This is a genomic window from Amycolatopsis cihanbeyliensis (assembly GCF_006715045.1).
Classification (GTDB): Bacteria; Actinomycetota; Actinomycetes; order Mycobacteriales; family Pseudonocardiaceae; genus Amycolatopsis; species Amycolatopsis cihanbeyliensis.
In genome coordinates, this window is sequence record NZ_VFML01000002.1 from 225,437 (window position 1) to 242,398 (window position 16,962).

Below are 16,962 nucleotides of genomic sequence, written 5' to 3' on the forward strand. Positions count from 1 at the left end.
TGTTACGATCTTTGATGCCACTGGTTCCGCTCGGTAGGCCAAAGCTGCCCTGCCGAGGGGAGGCAACAGGGAACCCGGTGCGAATCCGGGACTGCCCCGCAGCGGTATGTGGGAACGAACACCGTCACCGCAGGCAGCGGTCAAAGCACTGGACGAGGGGTCCGGGAAGCGACGGTCAGTAGGTCCGGCCCAGCAGGCCACCGCCCATGAGTCCGAAGACCTGCCCGTGGTGTGCCCGCCGACCGGCGGGCGCGGGTCCGAGCCTCGAGGGCGGGCATGGCCGAACGTGACCGTGGTGCACCGCGTCGCGTTCCGCTCACCTCGTCTCGGACCGATCGGAACGAGCTCGCGAGGAGAGAGCCAGTGACTGTGTCATCGCCGACCCCCAGCGGGGGTCCCGCCCCCACCGGGCCATCAGAACAATCGCCACGAACACCCATCGGGGCGACCGTCCTCGGCTACCCCCGGATCGGCCCCGACCGGGAACTCAAGCGCGCACTGGAGCGCTACTGGGCGGGCCGGATCGACGAGGCCGAACTGCACGAGGTCGCCAGGAAGATCAGGGTGGACACCTGGCGCGGGCTGGCCGACGCGGGTCTGGACACCATCCCGTCGAACACGTTCTCCTACTACGACCAGGTACTCGACACCGCCACCCTGTTCGGCGCCCTGCCCAGCCGGTTCACCAGGCTCGGCGCCGGGCCGACCGACACCTACTTCGCGGCGGCCCGCGGCGTGCAGGACGCGCCCGCGATGGAGATGACCAAGTGGTTCGACACGAACTACCACTACCTGGTGCCGGAACTGGGCCCGGACAGCACGTTCTCGGTGGCCGGCAGCAAGCCGATCGAGGAGTACCGCGAGGCCAGGGCGCTCGGGCTGGAGACAAGGCCGGTGCTGGTCGGTCCGGTGACCTTCCTGCTGCTGTCCAAGGCGGCCGACGGCGCACCGGAGGGCTTCCGGCCGATCGAGCTGCTGGACAAGCTGCTGCCGGCCTACGTCGAGCTGCTGCGCACGCTGCACGACGAGGGTGTGCGGTGGGTACAGCTGGACGAACCGGCCTTCGCCGCCGACCGGACCCAGAGCGAGCTGGACGCCCTCGCCCGCGCCTACCAGGCACTCGGCTCGGCGCGGGAGCGGCCGGGCATCATGGTCGCCGGGTACTTCGGTGGACTCGGCGACGCGCTGGGCCTGCTCGCCCGCTCCCCGATCGAGGCCCTGGCGGTCGACCTGGTCACCGATCCGTCCACCGTGGACGCGGTGGCCGCCGAGCGGGGTCTGCGGGACAAGGAGGTCGTCGCCGGCGTGGTGGACGGCCGCAACATCTGGCGGGTCGACGTGGACGGCGCGCTCGCCAGGGCGGCCACCCTGCTCGGCACCGCGGGCACGGTCGGCGTCGGCACCTCCTGCTCCCTGCTGCACGTCCCGTACGACGTGGACCGGGAGACCGGCATCGACGCGCGGGTGCGCGACTGGCTCGCCTTCGCCGGGCAGAAGGTGGACGAGGTCGTGCTGATCGGCCGTGCCCTGCGGGAAGGCCAGGAGTCCGTGGCCGCGCAGCTGGAGACCGCCCGCTCGGCGACCAGGGATCGAGCGGGCGCCGGCGACCTGCGCGACCAGCGGGTGCGGGCCAGGCTGGAGGCACTGAAACCGGAGCACACCCGCCGTGGCGACTACGCCACGCGGGCCGCCGCGCAGCAGGAGGCACTGAAGCTGCCCGCGCTGCCCAGCACGACCATCGGCTCGTTCCCGCAGACCGGCGAGGTGCGCAGGCAGCGCGCGGCCTATCGCGCGGGCAGGATCGGCGCCGAGGATTATCGTGCGGCGATGCGCGCCGAGGTCGAGCGGGTCGTCCGGCTGCAGGAGGACCTCGGGCTGGACGTGCTGGTGCACGGTGAACCCGAGCGCAACGACATGGTGCAGTACTTCGCCGAGCAGCTCGCCGGGTTCGCCGCGACCGAGCACGGCTGGGTGCAGTCCTACGGTTCGCGGTGCGTACGCCCGCCGGTGCTGTACGGCGATGTGTCCCGGCCCGCGCCGATGACCGTGGAGTGGGCCAAGTACGCGCAGTCGCTCACCGAGCGCCCGGTCAAAGGTATGCTCACCGCTCCGGTGACCATCCTCGCCTGGTCCTTCGTCCGGGACGACCAGCCGCTGGCCGACACGGCACGCCAGGTCGCGCTGGCCATCCGGGACGAGGTGCACGATCTGGAGTCCGCCGGGATCCGGGTGATCCAGGTCGACGAGCCCGCGCTGCGTGAGCTGCTGCCACTGCGGGCCGCCGAGCACAAGGCGTACTTCGACTGGGCGGTGGAGTCGTTCCGGCTGGCCACCTCCGGGATCTCCGACGCCACCCAGATCCACACGCATATGTGCTACTCGGAGTTCGGTGACATCCTGCCCGCGATCGAGGCCATCGACGCGGACGTCACCAGCATCGAGGCCGCCCGTTCACGGATGGAGGTGCTCACCGACCTGGACGAGGCCGGCTTCTCCCGCGGAGTCGGTCCGGGCGTGTACGACATCCACTCGCCCCGAGTGCCCGATGTGGACGAGGTCAGCAGCCTGCTGCGGACCGCGGTCGAGGCAGTGCCCGCCGAGCGGGTGTGGGTCAACCCCGACTGCGGGCTGAAGACCCGGGGTTACGCCGAGGTCGAACCGGCGCTGCGCAACCTGGTGACCGCGGCCAGGCAGGTCCGGGCCCAACTGCCCGCCTGACCCGCGGCGAACGCCGGTGGCTGCCCGCTCGGGAGCCACCGGCGTTCCCGCCCGCACTCTTGTCATACTGCCAACAGTGCGGCACGGTGGTGGTCGAGGCCGGCTCTCAACGAGGAGGGGACGCCATGGCGATCCACACCGTCGGCAAGGTCACCGAGGCCATCCGCGAGCGGGTCCCGCCGCTCACCTCGATCCCGCTGCCCCGCGCCGTCGACCGGCGCCTCCTGGAACAGCGGTGGCCCACGCGCGAACTGGCGACCCCACCGCCCGGCAGCGGGCTGGAACCGGTCCCCGGGGACGCCGGTGCACCGCTGATCGGGCACTCGCTCGACTTCATGCGGTTCGGTACGGAGTACGCGCTGCGCCGCTACCAGACCTACGGCCCGGTGTCCTGGATGGGCGCGTTCGGCAGGCGGATCGTCAGCCTCACCGGGCCGGAGGCGACCCAGATCGCGCTGGTCAACAAGGACAAGGCGTTCTCACAGGACGGCTGGTCCTTCTTCATCGAGAAGTTCTTCCACCGCGGGCTGATGCTGCTCGACTTCGGTGAGCACCGGATGCATCGCAGGATCATGCAGCAGGCCTTCACCCGCGACCGGCTCACCGGCTACGTCGACCAGCTCGCCCCGGTGCTGCGGGAGGGCATCACCGGGTGGTCGGGCCAGTCAGGGCGGGCAGGGTGGACACAGCTACGGCTGTACTGGGCGCTCAAACAGCTCACCCTGGACGTGGCGACCAGGGTGTTCATGGACATGCCCAGCGGAGCGCGGGCCCACCGGATCAACCGCGCGTTCGTGGACGCCGTCCGCGCGGGCACCGCCGTCGTCCGCTACCCCGTTCCCGGTGGCCGCTGGGCGGCCGGCCTGGCGGGCCGCAGGGTGCTGGAACGCTACTTCGCCGAGAACCTGCCCGGCCGGCGCGACGGCACCGGTGCGGACCTGTTCGCCGCGCTGTGCCACGCCTCCACCGAGGACGGCGAGCGGTTCAGCGACGCCGACGTGATCAACCACATGATCTTCCTGATGATGGCCGCGCACGACACCAGCACCATCACCAGCACGGCGGCGGCCTACTACCTCGCCAAGCATCCGCAGTGGCAGGAGCGGGCCAGGGAGGAGTCCCGCGGGCTCGGTGACGAACTCCCGGATATCGAGGCACTCGACGGGCTGCACACCCTCGATCTGGTCATCAAGGAGGCGCTGCGCCTGCTCGCGCCGGTGCCGAGCATGGCCCGCAAGACCGTGACCGACACCGAGGTGCTCGGCCACTACATCCCGGCCGGGACCTTGGTCGGCGTCTCCCCCGTGGTCAACCACTTCCTGCCGGAGTACTGGACCGACCCGCGTTCCTTCGACCCCGAACGGTTCAACGAGCAACGCAGGGAGGACAAGTCCCACCGCTACGCCTGGATCCCGTTCGGCGGCGGCGCGCACAAATGCATCGGGCTACATTTCGGGATGCTCGAGGTGAAAGCCATCCTGCATGAGATGCTGCGAGCCTACCGGTGGACGACTCCGGAGAGTTACCACGTGCGGTGGGACTATGTTTCCCTGCCGGTGCCGGTCGACGGGCTACCTGTTCGGCTCAGCCCACTAGAGCCATTCGGCGCAACCCGGGCTGGGGTAACCGGCCGCTGACGACACTTTGCGTCACTGGATTTTCACCGATCATCACTCATTCAGCCGGTAGACACCCTACTCGGCGCATGATGCCGTTGCAGGGTTCTCGGCTTGCTCGTATCCGGTGTGTACGTGCCGAACCGCACACCAGCGACGAGTTGGTCACCGCTGAGGCCATGGAGAGGTGGAGCGTGCCGAAGCCTGGTGACGCACCAGGGTTGGTGGAGATCGCCCGCCGATGGGCGACCACGTTGGCGGACACGAAAGGAGTAACGCTTCCCACGAACGAGCTCCAGGATGTCCTCCTGGACATGGCTCGCGAGGTGCACGCGCGGTCCGACACCGCACGCGACGCCGCGGTGCACCGGTTCACCGCGCTCTACTCCGCCTCGCCCATCGGGATCGCGCTCGCCGAGCCGGACGGTGTGATCGTCGAGGTGAACCAGGCGCTGGTGCGCATCCTCGGCGGCAAGGTGGACCAGTTACGCGGCCGTGCGATCACCGACCTCGGCGCGACCGAGCGGGAGGCGAGCTCGCTCGCCGCGGGCATCGAGGAGTTGGGCGAGCACGACCTGCCCCGGTACCGCGAGCGGATGAAGCTCACGCACACCACCGACGGGCCGCTGTGGGTGCATGTGACGCTGGCGCGGCTGCCGGGCGACGGCACCGGCGCCACCTATCCGGTGCTGATGGTTGAGGACGCGAACGAGTTACACCTGCTACAGGAGACGTTGCGCTACCAGAACCTGCACGACCCGCTGACCGGCCTGCCCAACTCCTCGCAGTTCCTCGCGAAGCTGGAGGCCTCGCTGTCGGAATCGCCTGCCGAGCGGTTCGGGTTGGTGTACCTGGATCTCGACGGTTTCAAGGTGATCAACGACGGGCTCGGCGCCGGTGTCGGCGACCACGTACTGCGCGGGGTGGCCGGCAAGCTGTGCTCGGTGTTCACCAGCCATGACGCGTTCGTCGCCCGCCTGTCCGGTGATGGCTTCGCCGTGCTGTTGCGGGGCGACCTGCGCGCACCGCACGTGATCGCGATGGTGCAGGAGGCACTGGCCGAGCTGGCCGAGCCGATCTACGTGGGCGGGGAAGGCATCGGGGTAAGTGCCAGTGCGGGCATCGTGGTGCACGCCGACGTGGACACCCCGGAGGAGTTCCTGCGCGCCGCGGAGATCGCACTGCACCGGGCCAAGGAGGCCGGCAAGGCGCAGTGGATGCTGTACGACCCGGAGCTCGACAAACGCGACCGCAGCCGCTACCGGCTCGGCGCGGTCATCGGGGGCGCACTGGAGAACGGCGAGTTCCACCTCACGTACCAGCCCACGGTGAAGCTGAGCGGGCCGGGAACGCTGATGGCGGTGAACGCCGGGCTGCAATGGCAGCACCCGGAGCTCGGCGAGCTGGACTCGGCCGAGTTCTACCCGCTCGCGGCCGTCACCGGGATGACCATCCCGCTGGGCCGTTGGCTGCTCACCGAGTCCCTCGCGGCGACCGCGCGCTGGCGACGGCGGTTCGGTGACGCGGCGCCGGACGTCTGCGTGCGGCTGCCGCACCGGCTGGCGATCGACCCCGACCTGGTGCTGGTGGTCAAGGAGGAGCTCGACCGGCACGGGCTACCGGGCAACGCGTTGCGGCTGTGCACCGACGGGGTCTCGGTCAACGACCCGCGCGGCGAGGTGCTCGACTCGCTGGCCGTGCTCGCCGATCTCGGTGCCACGATGGTGCTCGCCGTGTCCGGCACGGCCGACCTCGAGCTGATCACCAGGCACGAGCTGCCCGTGCGGCACATCATCCTGACCGGCGCGGTCATCGACGCGCTGGCCGAGCAGGACGACGAGGCCACCGTGCACGACCTGCGGCATCTCATCGAGCGCGGCCAGGCACTCGGGCTACGCATCGGCGCCGAGGGCGTGCGGACCCGGGCCCATGCGGACCGGCTACGCGACCTCGGCGTGCGCGCCGGGCGTGGCCCGTTTGTCGGCGAGTCGGTGACCGGGGAGGATGTCGATCAGCTCATCGAGCGGCACACGCGCTAGGAATGCCACTGTCGCCGCTCACACCGCCGACAGCAGGAGGACCGCATGCAGCAGGGCGACCGTGCTCCCGACTTCACCCTGCCCGACGAGACCGGGCAGCGACGTTCGCTGGCGGAGTTCCTGGAGGCCGGACCGGTCGTGTTGTTCTTCTACCCCGCCGCGATGACCAAGGGATGCACGGCCGAGAGCTGTCACTTCCGCGACCTCGCCGCCGAGTTCCACGAGGCGGGCGCGCATCGGGTCGGGATAAGCCCGGATCCGGTGAGCAAACAGGAGAAGTTCGCCGACACGCACAACTTCGGCTTCCCACTGCTATCCGATCCGGATGGTGAGGTGGCCACCCGGTTCGGCGTGCGCCGCAGGTTCGGCCCGCTACTGACCCGGCGTCAGACCTTCGTCATCGACACCGACCGCAGGGTGCTCGAAGTGATCAAGAGCGAGATGCGGATGAACGCGCACGCCGACCGTGCCCTGGAGGTCCTCCACTCCCGCCACCCCTAGCCGGCTCAGCTCACGATGACGCTGTCCGGGATGGGCTGGTCGGTACGCAACGCGTCGAAGAGTTGCTCGGACTTCTGCCCGTCCCAGTTCCGGGCCGAGCCCGAGGTGACCGGCACGGTGGTGGTCACCACGCCGCCGGAGGAGATCCCGCGCATCGCCCAGCCGAGCGCGGCCAGGTTGTGCAGGTGGTCTCCGGTGTCCATGGTCAGCGCGTCGGGCGCCGAGGACAGCAGCGGGAACAGCGAGAACGGGTTGAGCACCGTCCACGGGCTGGCCACCTCGTCGGCCAGCGCGCCGATGAACTTGCGCTGGTTGGCGATCCGGTCCAGGTCGGAACGCGGGGTGGCCTCGCTGTACCGCATCCGGACGAACCCGAGTGCCTGCGCACCGTCGAGTTCCTGCTTCCCTGCCGGGATGGTGATCCCGGTCTTCGTGTCGTGCATCTCGGCCGGGATGTCCATCTCCACCCCGCCGACGGCGTCCACGATGTTGGCGAACCCGCCGAAACCGATCTCGGCGTAGTGGTCCAGCCGCAGCCCGGTCGCCTGCTCCACGGTCTGCGCCAGCAGCTTCGGGCCACCGAAGGAGAAGGCGGCGTTGATCTTGTTGGTGCCGTGCCCCGGGATCGGCACCTCCGAGTCGCGGGGCAGGCTCAGCAGGGTCGGCGGGGTGCCGTTGTCCGGAAGGTGCGCCACCATGATCGTGTCGGTGCGCTGCCCGCCGGTGTCGCCTGTGGACAGCCGGGCCTCGTCTTCCGGATCCAGCCCTTGCCTGGAGTCCGAGCCCACGATCAGCCAGTTCGTGCCCTCGGCCGCGGCGGGCCTGCCCTCGTACTCCCCCGGCAGCGCGTCCACCCGGTTGATCGAGAACTCGAGGTACACCCACACCCCGGCGATGAACAGCACGAACACCAGGAACAGGCTGAGCAGGACACGGCCGAAGCCCCAGCGCCTGCGGCGACGCGGCCGCCCGGCCGGTGGCTCGCCGGGGCGCTGCGGCGGCCGTTGCCGGGGCGGTGGCGCCTGCCGCTGGGGTTGTTGCGGGGGGCGCTGCTGCCGGCCGGGCAGCGGCATGAGCTGCGCGGACTGGTGTTCCCGGGGACGGCGTGGCGGCCGGCGGGACCCGGGGGGCGGCTGCTGGCCGCCGTAGTTTCCGCCGTAGGTCATCGCCATCATCCCATCAGTCGTCCGCGGTCGGGTGCGAGCACGCCTACTAAACCGCATCCCGCTGCGCGGTGGACGTGCGACACCCCTTTCGGGTTGCGCCGGCCCCGGTCAGGCGAAGGACAGCTGGTGCACCTTGAGGTACCTGGCCCGGAAACCCGCCTCCGAGTAGGCCAGGTAGAACTCCCACATCCGCCGGAACACCTCGTCGAAACCGAGCCCGGCCACGTCCTGCCACCTGCGGGTGAACCGCTCCCGCCACTCCCGCAGGGTACGCGCGTAGTCCTGGCCGAACTCGCGCACGGCGCGCAGCCGCAGCGCGGCGTGCTCGGCGAGCCCTCGTTCGATCGCCTCCACCGAGGGCAGCAGGCCGCCGGGGAAGATGTACTTGTGCATCCAGGTGTAGGAGGAGGCGGTGGCCAGCATCCGCTCGTGCGGCATGGTGATGGCCTGTAGCCCCACCCTGCCGCCGGGGCGCAGCCTGCGCCCGACGGCGCCGAAGAAGTCCGGCCAGTACTGCCCGCCGACAGCCTCGATCATCTCCACGCTGACCACGGCGTCGTAGCTGCCCCGCACCTCACGGTAGTCGCTCAGCCGGATATCCACCCGGTCGGCGACCCCGGCCGCCCCGATCCGCCGCAGGGCGAGGTCCCGCTGCTGTTCGGACAGCGTCACCGTGGTCACCCTGGCGCCGCGCCGGGCCGCCCTGATCGCCAGCTCACCCCAACCGGTCCCGATCTCCAGCAGCTCGGTCCCGGAACGCACCCCGGCGTGGTCCAGCACGCCGTCGATCTTGCGCCGCTGCGCGTCCGCCAGGTCGTCACCCGCGCCGAACAGCGCCGAGGAGTACGTCATGGTCTCGTCCAGGAAGGTCGCGAACATCTCGTTGGAGAGGTCGTAGTGCCTTCGGATGTTGGACCGGGCCCCGGTCACCGAGCTGTCCTCCCCGGGAGGGTGCGCGCGATCCACGAACCGACGCAGCCGTTGCAGGAACGGCGGCACCAGCGTCGTGACCCGCTCGGCGAACGGCGTCAGCACCTCGGCCAGCGCGTCCGCGCTCCAGTCGCCGGCCAGGTAGGACTCACCGAAGCCGATCTTGGCGTCCACGCCCAGCCGGTTGAAGAAGGTCACCGGCCGGTGCAGCCACATCCGCGGTGCCTCCGGACCACCGGCGCCGAGCCGGCTGCCGTCCGGGAGGCTCACCCGGATGTCCATCTGCCCTACGGCGCGCCGGAACAGCGCCTCGGCCACCCTGGCGCGCAGCGGCGCCCGCCGCGGGGTGCCGAGGTCCGGCCAGATCTCCGGGTCCGGTGCGCTCCGCCCGGCGGCGGGAGCTCGGTCAACGCTCGAAGTGCTCACAGCTACTCCTCAACGCTCACAGTGCTTGTCCGGAACGCGCGACACGATCGTTTTCAGTAGCACGGCGGCGCGGAGCGCCCCCGATCGGCTGCGGAGACGGGCGGGCGGGACTCGGACGCCCTGTCACAGTGGAATACGCAATCGTTGCCCTTCCCCGCGGGCCCATGCCGCCGGGAACGACCCGCTCACACCCGGCAGGCCGAGCGTCTCCACGACGAATCCACGCACCAGCGTGCTCCACACCGCCGGCCTGCGCAGCATCGCGTGGCCTTCGGCGCTCACCTCGAATCTCGCCAGCCGTGCGGCGCGAGCGGCCGCGCGGCTGCCGTAGGCATGCGAATGGGTCGGGCTGGTGACCCGGTCGAGTGTGCCGTGCGCGAGCACCACGGTGCGGCCGTCCACCGGCCCCACCGGCTCGTCCTTCGGCGTCCACGGCGCCAGCGCGCACACGCCGGTCACGGCGGGGTCGTCGGCTACCCGCAGCGCCGCCCTGCCGCCCATCGAGTGCCCCACCAGCAACACCGGAAGGCCCGGATGCTCGGCACGGATCCGTTCCAGCGCCCAGCGGGCGTCCAGCACCGGGTCCAGCCGGGGCTCGTTCCAGCCACGCACCCGGTTGCGCAACAGGGCGACGTGCACGCCGTGCGGTCCGCCTGCCCGGTGAAGCGCCATGGCGAACGGAACCATCCGCAGGAAGGCCAGCCGCCACGGCCGCACCGCCGTGTCACCCCACTCGGCCCCGCCGTGCAGCACCAGCACCACCGCACGCGCCCGGCCGGTGGCCCGCCAACAGAACAGGCCCGGTACGTCCTGATCCACCACCCACCTCCTTCGGCTTCCCACTCAACTCGATCATTCGGAGCCGGGCACCCGCCGGATGGCCCGTTGTGGCGAGCACCACGTCCCCCGACGGCAGACACCGGGAGGAGCGATACGCGCGGACGAGGGCCGGGCGGTCATCCAGGGTGCCGCTCCTCCCACTCCCGGACACCACCCGCCGACTCGCGAGTAACATCCTCGCCGTGCCGATCCGGCCGCTCCAGCAAGGCGAACGCGGCCCTGGTCATCTACAAAGGACAGACAAACCCTTACGTCCGTCCATATAGGACACAGCTTGTGCCCGGACCGCGGTGGGCGAGGACAACCCGCGGACGGGGCCGGAACGGAGGCGTTCGCCGGGCCGGCGCGCGGCGGCGAACGGTGCTCGCCTACCCTGCCTTTCTCGGCGCGCGCGGCGCCGATGCGACGATCATCGGTCGGCGGAGGGACGAAGCACCGTGGTTCGGGGAGCTCCACAGCGGCTCGGCAACAGGCTGGCCCGGTACTGGACCGACCGGCCACTACCCCTTGACCTGGCGTTCTACCTCGTCTGCTGCGGATACGCGCTCGGGGTGGCACTCACCAACGAGTTCTACGGCTACCGGGTCTGGGGCAACTTCGCCACGGCGGCTTACGGCCTGGCCGCCGCGCACAGCGGCTGGCTGCTGCTGCGCTGCCGGGCCGGTCGCGTTCCGGGTGGCTGGTTCGGCTCCCGCTGGGTCGGCCTCGGCTCCGTCGGCGTGCTCGGGATGCTGGCACCGCTCGGCACACTGGTGGTTCGCCGGCTCACCGGCACCGACTGGCTGCCCACCCCGTGGTCCTGGAGCGCGCAGCCCGAGGTGTGGGTGATCGAGCGTTCGGCGAGCCTGCTACTGGACAACGGCACGCCATATGTCGACGTGACCGCGCTCGACCGGTCGGCGGAGGTGAACGACTACGCGCCCTACGGGCCGGTGATGCCGGTGTTCGGCCTGCCGAGGGCGTTGTTCGGGGGCAGCCCGCTCGCCGACGCGCTGACCGATGCCAGGCTGATGTTCCTCGTGACGGCCGCGGTGTGCGTCTGGCTGACGCTGCGGCTGCTGGGCAGCCCGCCGGTGCCGGTGCGTGCCGCCCAGCTCGCCGTCGTCTGCCCGGTAACCGCGCTGACCTCGGCGGCGGCCGGCCCCGACCTGGCCATCCTCGGCCTGATCCTGGTCGCGGGGGCGCTGGCGGCGCGGGACCGGCAGGGAACCGCCGCCGTGGTGCTGGCGGTGGTCGCCAGCGCGAAACTGATCGCCGTACTCACCGCCCCGGTACTGGCGATGCTCGTGTTCGGCCGGCTGGGTGGCAGGGCACTCGGCCGGTTCCTGCTCACCCTGCTGACCGTCGGCGGGCTGCTGAACCTGCCGGTTCTGCTGGTGGATCCGCGCGCCTTCGTCGAGCACGTGATCCTCTTTCCTGCCGGTCTCGGCGAGGTGACCTCACCGGCCGCCAGCCCGCTGCCCGGGTACCTGATCGCGAGCACCGGGGCCGTCGGTCAGGTACTCGCGTTCCTGTTGCTGGGCGGGGCGGCACTGGCGATCGCGGTGTGGCTGCTGCGCCGGCCGCCGGTCAGGGGATCGGATGCGATGTTGCGTATCGCGATAGGGCTCGGCGCCTTCACCTTGCTCACGCCGGCCACCCGCTTCGGCTACCTGGTGTACCCGCTCGTGATGCTCGGCGCGATGCTCTGTTTCCGCGCGGCCGAGCAGCGGGAGACCGCGCCGGCTACTTCTTCTTGACGCGGGTGGCACCGCCACGACCGCGCAGCTGAACACCGGACTCCGACAGCACCCGATGAACGAAACCGTACGACCGGCCGGTCGACTCGGCGAGCGCCCGAATGCTCGCCCCCTTCTCATACTTCTTCTTGAGGTCAGCAGCCAGCTTGTCGCGCGTATTTCCGGTGATACGTGCGCCCTTCTTAAGGTCTGCCACGTCTATCCACCTTCCACCCGGAGAGTGCTCTGGGCCACAGTCGACCCCTATCGGGGCAATGATCGAACACTGGGCGCCGGAATGCCAGGCGAGTGGCGAAAAACCTTCAAAAAGTGCGGTGATATTGGGCCATTCCAGTGTCTTTGCACAACATCAACTAACGAGATCAACACCCGGCTTGATCCGCAAGTGATCAACCAACGTTATGACCATGCCGTTATCACCAACCGGATGCGCACGGACGTGAGCATTCCGGCGCGGAGACCCGGTGCCGGCTTCGCACGGCACAGCCCCCGTTCGGGAACGACCGCTCAGGCCAGCTGCACCAGCTCGAGATACTCCTCGGACCAATGATCTTCGGTCCCGTCCGGCAGCAGGATCACCCGTTGCGGCTCCAGCGCCTCCACGGCCCCGGGATCGTGGGTGACCAGCACGACCGCGCCCTGGTAGCTGCGCAGCGCGTCCAGCACCTGCTCCCGGCTCGCCGGATCCAGGTTGTTCGTCGGCTCGTCCAGCAACAACACGTTCGCCGCACTGGAAACCAGGCTGGCGAGGGCGAGCCTGGTCTTCTCGCCACCGGACAGAGTGCCCGCGGGCTGATCGAGCTGATCGCCGGTGAACAGAAAGGACCCGAGCAGGTTCCGCAACTCCTGCGCCCCGGTGTCCGGGGACAGATGCCGGATGTTGTGCCACACGGTGGACTCGTGATCCAGGGTTTCGTGCTCCTGTGCGTAGTAACCGATCCGCAGGCCGTGGCCCGGGACGACATCGCCGGTGTCCGGGGTTTCCATTCCACCCAGCAGCCGCAGCAGGGTCGTCTTACCCGCACCGTTCAACCCGAGTACGACCACCCGTGCCCCGCGATCGACCGCGAGATCCACCCCGGTGAAGATCTCCAGGGAGCCGTAGGACTTCGACAGCCCCTCCGCCGTCAACGGGGTGCGGCCGCAGGACGCGGGCGCCGGGAACTTGATCTTGGCGACCTTGTCCGCCTGCCTGGTCTCGTCCAGCTCGGCCATCATCTCGTCGGCCCGGCGGGCCATGTTCTTCGCCGCCACCGCCTTGGTCGCCTTCGCGCCCAGTTTGGCGGCCTGCTGGCGCAGCGCGGACGCCTTCTTCTCGGCGTTGGCGCGTTCCCGCCTGCGGCGCTTCTCGTCGGTCGCGCGCGCGTCCAGGTACCGCTGCCAGGTCATGTTGTAGTGGTCGAGCTCGCTGCGGGTGGCATCGAGGAACCACACCTTGTTCACCACGTCGCCGAGCAGCTCCACGTCGTGGCTGATCACCACCAGCCCACCCTCGTGCGCGGAGAGGAACCCACGTAGCCAGGTGATCGAATCGGCGTCCAGGTGGTTGGTCGGCTCGTCCAGCAGCAGAATCGTCTCGGACTTGCCGCCCGCGCCCGCCTCGGAGGCGGCGAACAGGATGCGGGCGAGCTCGACCCGGCGCCGCTGGCCACCGGACAGCGTACGCAGCGGCTGGGGCAGCAGGCGTTCCTCCAGCCCGAGGTTGGCGCAGATACGCGCGGCCTCGCTCTCCGCGGCGTAGCCACCGAGCGAGGAGAACCGCTCCTCCAGCCTGCCGTAACGGCGCACCGCCCGATCCCGCTCGTTCTCGTCGAGCAGTTCGGCCATCGCGTTCTGCGCCTTCTCCATGTCCCGCACCAACACGTCGAGGCCGCGGGCGGAGAGCACCCGGTCCTTCGCCGATACGGAGAGGTCGCCCTCCCGGGGGTCCTGCGGGAGGTAGCCGAGCTCACCGGCGTGCTCGACCTCGCCGGTGTAGGGCTCGCCCTCGCCGGCGAGCACGCGCAGCGTGGTCGTCTTGCCCGCGCCGTTGCGGCCGACCAGGCCGATCCGGTCGCCCGGTTGGATACGCAGGGTGGTGTCGGACAGCAGGATGCGCGAACCGGCGCGCAACTCGAGGTCGTGAGCCGTGATCAAAGGAAGCTCCGGGAGAGGATGGACGTGGGCGCGTGGGCAGCGACGAGCGCCCGCTCGGGCTGTCCCGGCGGGCTGCGAGCGCGCTATTCGAGGCGAACGACCACGCGATCAGTGTAAAGGGTCCCGTCCACCGGCTTGCCCGCCGGTGGTGACTCTCACCGTCGAACCTGTGCCGAGAGCTGGTCACGAAGGTAACCGCACGAGGTGATGCGTAGCGCTTCGTCGACAGGAGCTAACCGTCCCGCACGACGATCTCCACGGCCCACGCCCGCTCGGCGGCCTCGTCCAGTACCGTGCGCCGTGGTTGGCTCACCTCCAACACCCGGGGCTCGGCCAGCGCGAACACCGGAGCGAGCCTGCGGTCCGCGCGCAGGTCGTCCAGCGCCCTGCGGTCACCGCCGAGCACCACCGCGTCCAGTTCGGACAGCCGCGAGCCGAGCACGTCCACGGCGTCCTCGGCGGCCGCGGCAAGCGCCTGCCGCGCCTGGCCTTCCCGCCTGCGCGCGAAGCGTTGCTGGGACCAGCCGCCGGCGGAGTTACGACCGTGCACGAGACGGCGGTCGGTACGGGAGACCAGCACCGCGCCCTGCTCGGCGATCCCGATGCTGTGTCCACCGAGGCGCACCAGCAGCAGGCCGATCCGGCGGGGCCTGCGCACGTGCTCGACCAGCGATTCGACGGACAGGCCATCGACCTCCCCGGTCCCCTCCGGCGGGGTGAGCGGGGCGAACGGGACGGCCACCGTGGCGGTCGTCCCGTTGCCACCGCGTACCAGCACCTCATCCGGGTCCAGCCGGGTGCTGGGCACGCCGTCGTTGCGTTCGGCGAACCGGGCGAACCAGCGTCCCAACCGGTCCGGGGTCACCTCGACGGCGCGACCGCCCCCACTGACCTGGCGTTTCCGGACCATGCGACCCAGCCTACGGCCCGCGTCGGGTTACGTCACAACGGACGCACCGGCCCGTTCCGGACCTCGGGCCGAGGCCGTGCCGGCCGCTACCGCCGCGCGTCGGAGTCGGACGTACCCGTTGATGTGCAAGGAAACCGACCGCGGCGAACGGCCGCTCGGCCTCCTCGGTGAACACCACCTGGGCTCGGGTTGGTCCCGCACGCCCCGTTGCGCCGACCAGATCGCCTACATCTCAAAGCACGAAGGACTCCGACCACGGCTGGGCCACCCGGCCGGAGACCGCGTCCAGCAGGCTCACCGCCTGCTTGTCGGTCAGCGAGGACACGAAGTCCACCACTGCTCGACCACGGGCCAGCGCGTGCACCTCGTCGGCGCCCCGCACCGGCTCCCCGGTGGCGCCGACCAGCAGCTCCGGCTCGTCCTCGGCCAATGCGGAGTACTCCGCGTGCGCCAGTTCCACCAGGTCGTGCAGCCTGCGCGGCAGCCGGGACACCTCGTCCCGATCGACCAGCCAGGCGTCCAGCGCATCCACCAGCGTGGACAGCAGGCTCGCCTGCCCACGCTGGTGCAGGGCGAGATCCGGGCGGAGCAGGACGAACCGCCGGTGCACGAACTTGAGCACCTGTACCTCGTGCCACTGAGCCGCGCCGAGCAGCACGTGCCCGGACCGGGTGGACGGCGACGCCGTGACCAGCACGCCGTTCACCAGCCGCGAGGTCCACCGCGCGGAGAACGTGGCCAGTGCCTGCTCGGCTTCGATCGAGCCGTCGAAGGGAGCCGCCAGCAACTCGTCCACCAACTCGGTGCGCACGGTGGCGACCGCCTGGATGAACGCCTCATCGTCCACGATCCAGCCGTCCTTGGCGTGCAGCCTGCGGCGCAGCCACTCCAGCGAGTATCCCGGCCGCCGGCTCTCCGCGGCGAGCCTGCCGGGGTCCAGTTCGGCGAACTCGGCCATGCCGGTGGCCCACCGGGTCAACTCGGCCGCCACCGGGGCGTGCTGCAGCACCCCGATCCGGTGGAAGTCCTGCAGGTCGTGGATGGCGTAGGCGATATCGTCGGCGGTGTCCATCACCGAGGCCTCGACGGTCTGCTGCCAGCCCTCCACGGTGCCGGCGAACGGCTCCCGCGCCCGCCTCAGGTCGGCGAGCTCGGTGGAGTAGGCGGAGAACTTGCTCGAGCCGGTGCCGGGCGCGTCAGCCGGCTCCGCGGCACCGCGCGGGGGGATCCGCATCCCGGCCGGGTGCGGATCCGGGTAGTGCAACCGCAGCCACGGGTACTTCAGCACCGCCGCCCGCACCGCGGCGGTGAGGTCGAGGCCGACCGCGGAAGGGCCACGCACATCGGTGGTGGTGATGATGCGGTAGCTCTGGGCATTGCCCTCGAACCCGTCGGCGAGCCCGTAGCGGTGCCGGGCGATCCGATCGAGTACCCGTTCCCCCAGGTGACCGAACGGCGGGTGGCCCAGGTCGTGCGCGAGCGCCGCCGCCTCGGCCACGTCCGGGTCGCAGCCGCCCAGCGGCTCGACCACCGCGCGGTCGTACTCGTTGCCTTCGATGCGCTCGGCGATCGCCCTGGCCACCTGAGCCACCTTCAGGCTGTGCGTGAGCCGGTTGTGCAGCAGGCCCGCTCCCGCGGCGCTGACCACCTGGGTCACCCCGCCGAGCCGGGCGAAGAACGGCGAACCCGCGATCCGGTCCCGGTCGCGCCGGTAGGGGCTGGCGGCCAGATCGGAGAATCCGCCCGCCATGGCCACCGTGTCCACGGTGCCGTCTCGGCGGCGCGCCCTGGGGTCCTCGTCCTTGGCCATCACCGGTTGACCATCCATGGCTGCACCGTATACTTCCGTCACCCGGACGGCGGAATGGGCCGACTGTCGTCGCGGCCATCGCGGGACCAGCTGACTCACTACTCGATTTCCCGGTGAATCCATAACAAATG

The 16,962-nt window shown here is 70.4% G+C and carries 12 protein-coding genes and 1 riboswitch; of the genes, 5 read left to right on the forward strand and 7 right to left on the reverse strand.

Features of this window, described 5'->3' with window-relative positions:
• Positions 1-4 precede the first annotated feature (4 nt).
• A riboswitch (cobalamin riboswitch) is annotated at positions 5-242 on the forward strand.
• Between the two features lie 196 nt (positions 243-438).
• From metE to FB471_RS29575, 4 genes are all read left to right on the forward strand, one after another.
• On the forward strand, positions 439-2,718 hold the full coding sequence (gene metE / locus FB471_RS29560; RefSeq protein ID WP_246076860.1) for a 5-methyltetrahydropteroyltriglutamate--homocysteine S-methyltransferase: 2,280 nt from the start codon (positions 439-441) through the stop codon (positions 2,716-2,718).
• A 125-nt stretch (positions 2,719-2,843) separates the two neighbouring features.
• Complete coding sequence (locus tag FB471_RS29565; protein WP_142002969.1) at positions 2,844-4,355, forward strand: cytochrome P450; 1,512 nt, start codon at positions 2,844-2,846, stop codon at positions 4,353-4,355.
• A 158-nt stretch (positions 4,356-4,513) separates the two neighbouring features.
• Positions 4,514-6,373, forward strand: coding sequence for a putative bifunctional diguanylate cyclase/phosphodiesterase (locus tag FB471_RS29570; protein ID WP_211358288.1), 1,860 nt, complete (start codon positions 4,514-4,516; stop codon positions 6,371-6,373).
• A 45-nt stretch (positions 6,374-6,418) separates the two neighbouring features.
• Positions 6,419-6,874, forward strand: coding sequence for a peroxiredoxin (locus tag FB471_RS29575; protein ID WP_142002972.1), 456 nt, complete (start codon positions 6,419-6,421; stop codon positions 6,872-6,874).
• A 5-nt stretch (positions 6,875-6,879) separates the two neighbouring features.
• Here the strand turns inward: FB471_RS29575 and FB471_RS29580 are convergent, their stop codons facing one another.
• From FB471_RS29580 to FB471_RS29590, 3 genes are all read right to left on the reverse strand, one after another.
• Positions 6,880-8,046 carry an LCP family protein gene (locus FB471_RS29580; RefSeq protein WP_142002974.1) on the reverse strand — a complete coding sequence of 389 codons (1,167 nt, stop codon included), beginning with the start codon at positions 8,044-8,046 and terminating at the stop codon, positions 6,880-6,882.
• 102 nt (positions 8,047-8,148) lie between these two features.
• Positions 8,149-9,396, reverse strand: coding sequence for an SAM-dependent methyltransferase (locus FB471_RS29585; RefSeq protein WP_142002976.1), 1,248 nt, complete (start codon positions 9,394-9,396; stop codon positions 8,149-8,151).
• 123 nt (positions 9,397-9,519) lie between these two features.
• The gene (locus FB471_RS29590; RefSeq protein WP_142002978.1) at positions 9,520-10,215 is read right to left on the reverse strand and encodes an alpha/beta hydrolase; all 696 of its coding nucleotides are present in this window, start codon (positions 10,213-10,215) and stop codon (positions 9,520-9,522) included.
• A gap of 458 nt (positions 10,216-10,673) precedes the next feature.
• Here FB471_RS29590 and FB471_RS29595 point away from each other — a divergent pair, with 458 nt between their 5' ends.
• On the forward strand, positions 10,674-11,975 hold the full coding sequence (locus tag FB471_RS29595) for an MptA/MptB family glycosyltransferase (protein WP_142002980.1): 1,302 nt from the start codon (positions 10,674-10,676) through the stop codon (positions 11,973-11,975).
• On the opposite strand, the gene FB471_RS29600 is transcribed toward FB471_RS29595, so the two are convergent.
• From FB471_RS29600 to FB471_RS29615, 4 genes are all read right to left on the reverse strand, one after another.
• Positions 11,962-12,171 carry a helix-turn-helix domain-containing protein gene (locus FB471_RS29600; RefSeq protein ID WP_005437638.1) on the reverse strand — a complete coding sequence of 70 codons (210 nt, stop codon included), beginning with the start codon at positions 12,169-12,171 and terminating at the stop codon, positions 11,962-11,964. The two genes, FB471_RS29595 and FB471_RS29600, sit on opposite strands and share 14 nt — an antisense overlap.
• 311 nt (positions 12,172-12,482) lie before the next feature.
• Complete coding sequence (locus tag FB471_RS29605) at positions 12,483-14,111, reverse strand: ABC-F family ATP-binding cassette domain-containing protein (protein ID WP_142002982.1); 1,629 nt, start codon at positions 14,109-14,111, stop codon at positions 12,483-12,485.
• 232 nt (positions 14,112-14,343) lie between these two features.
• Positions 14,344-15,021, reverse strand: a complete 678-nt coding sequence (locus FB471_RS29610) for an acVLRF1 family peptidyl-tRNA hydrolase (RefSeq protein WP_142002984.1) — start codon at positions 15,019-15,021, stop codon at positions 14,344-14,346.
• 232 nt (positions 15,022-15,253) lie between these two features.
• Complete coding sequence (locus tag FB471_RS29615) at positions 15,254-16,831, reverse strand: deoxyguanosinetriphosphate triphosphohydrolase family protein (protein WP_142003893.1); 1,578 nt, start codon at positions 16,829-16,831, stop codon at positions 15,254-15,256.
• Positions 16,832-16,962 lie beyond the last annotated feature (131 nt).

Excerpts from the sequence above, each read along its gene's own strand:
- FB471_RS29565 (WP_142002969.1), top strand. The coding sequence starts at position 2,844 with ATGGCGATCCACACCGTCGGCAAGGTCACCGAGGCCATCCGCGAGCGG.
- FB471_RS29615 (WP_142003893.1), bottom strand. The coding sequence starts at position 16,831 with ATGGCCAAGGACGAGGACCCCAGGGCGCGCCGCCGAGACGGCACCGTG.
- FB471_RS29580 (WP_142002974.1), bottom strand. The coding sequence starts at position 8,046 with ATGGCGATGACCTACGGCGGAAACTACGGCGGCCAGCAGCCGCCCCCC.
- FB471_RS29570 (WP_211358288.1), top strand. The coding sequence starts at position 4,514 with ATGGAGAGGTGGAGCGTGCCGAAGCCTGGTGACGCACCAGGGTTGGTG.
- FB471_RS29575 (WP_142002972.1), top strand. The coding sequence starts at position 6,419 with ATGCAGCAGGGCGACCGTGCTCCCGACTTCACCCTGCCCGACGAGACC.
- FB471_RS29610 (WP_142002984.1), bottom strand. The coding sequence starts at position 15,021 with ATGGTCCGGAAACGCCAGGTCAGTGGGGGCGGTCGCGCCGTCGAGGTG.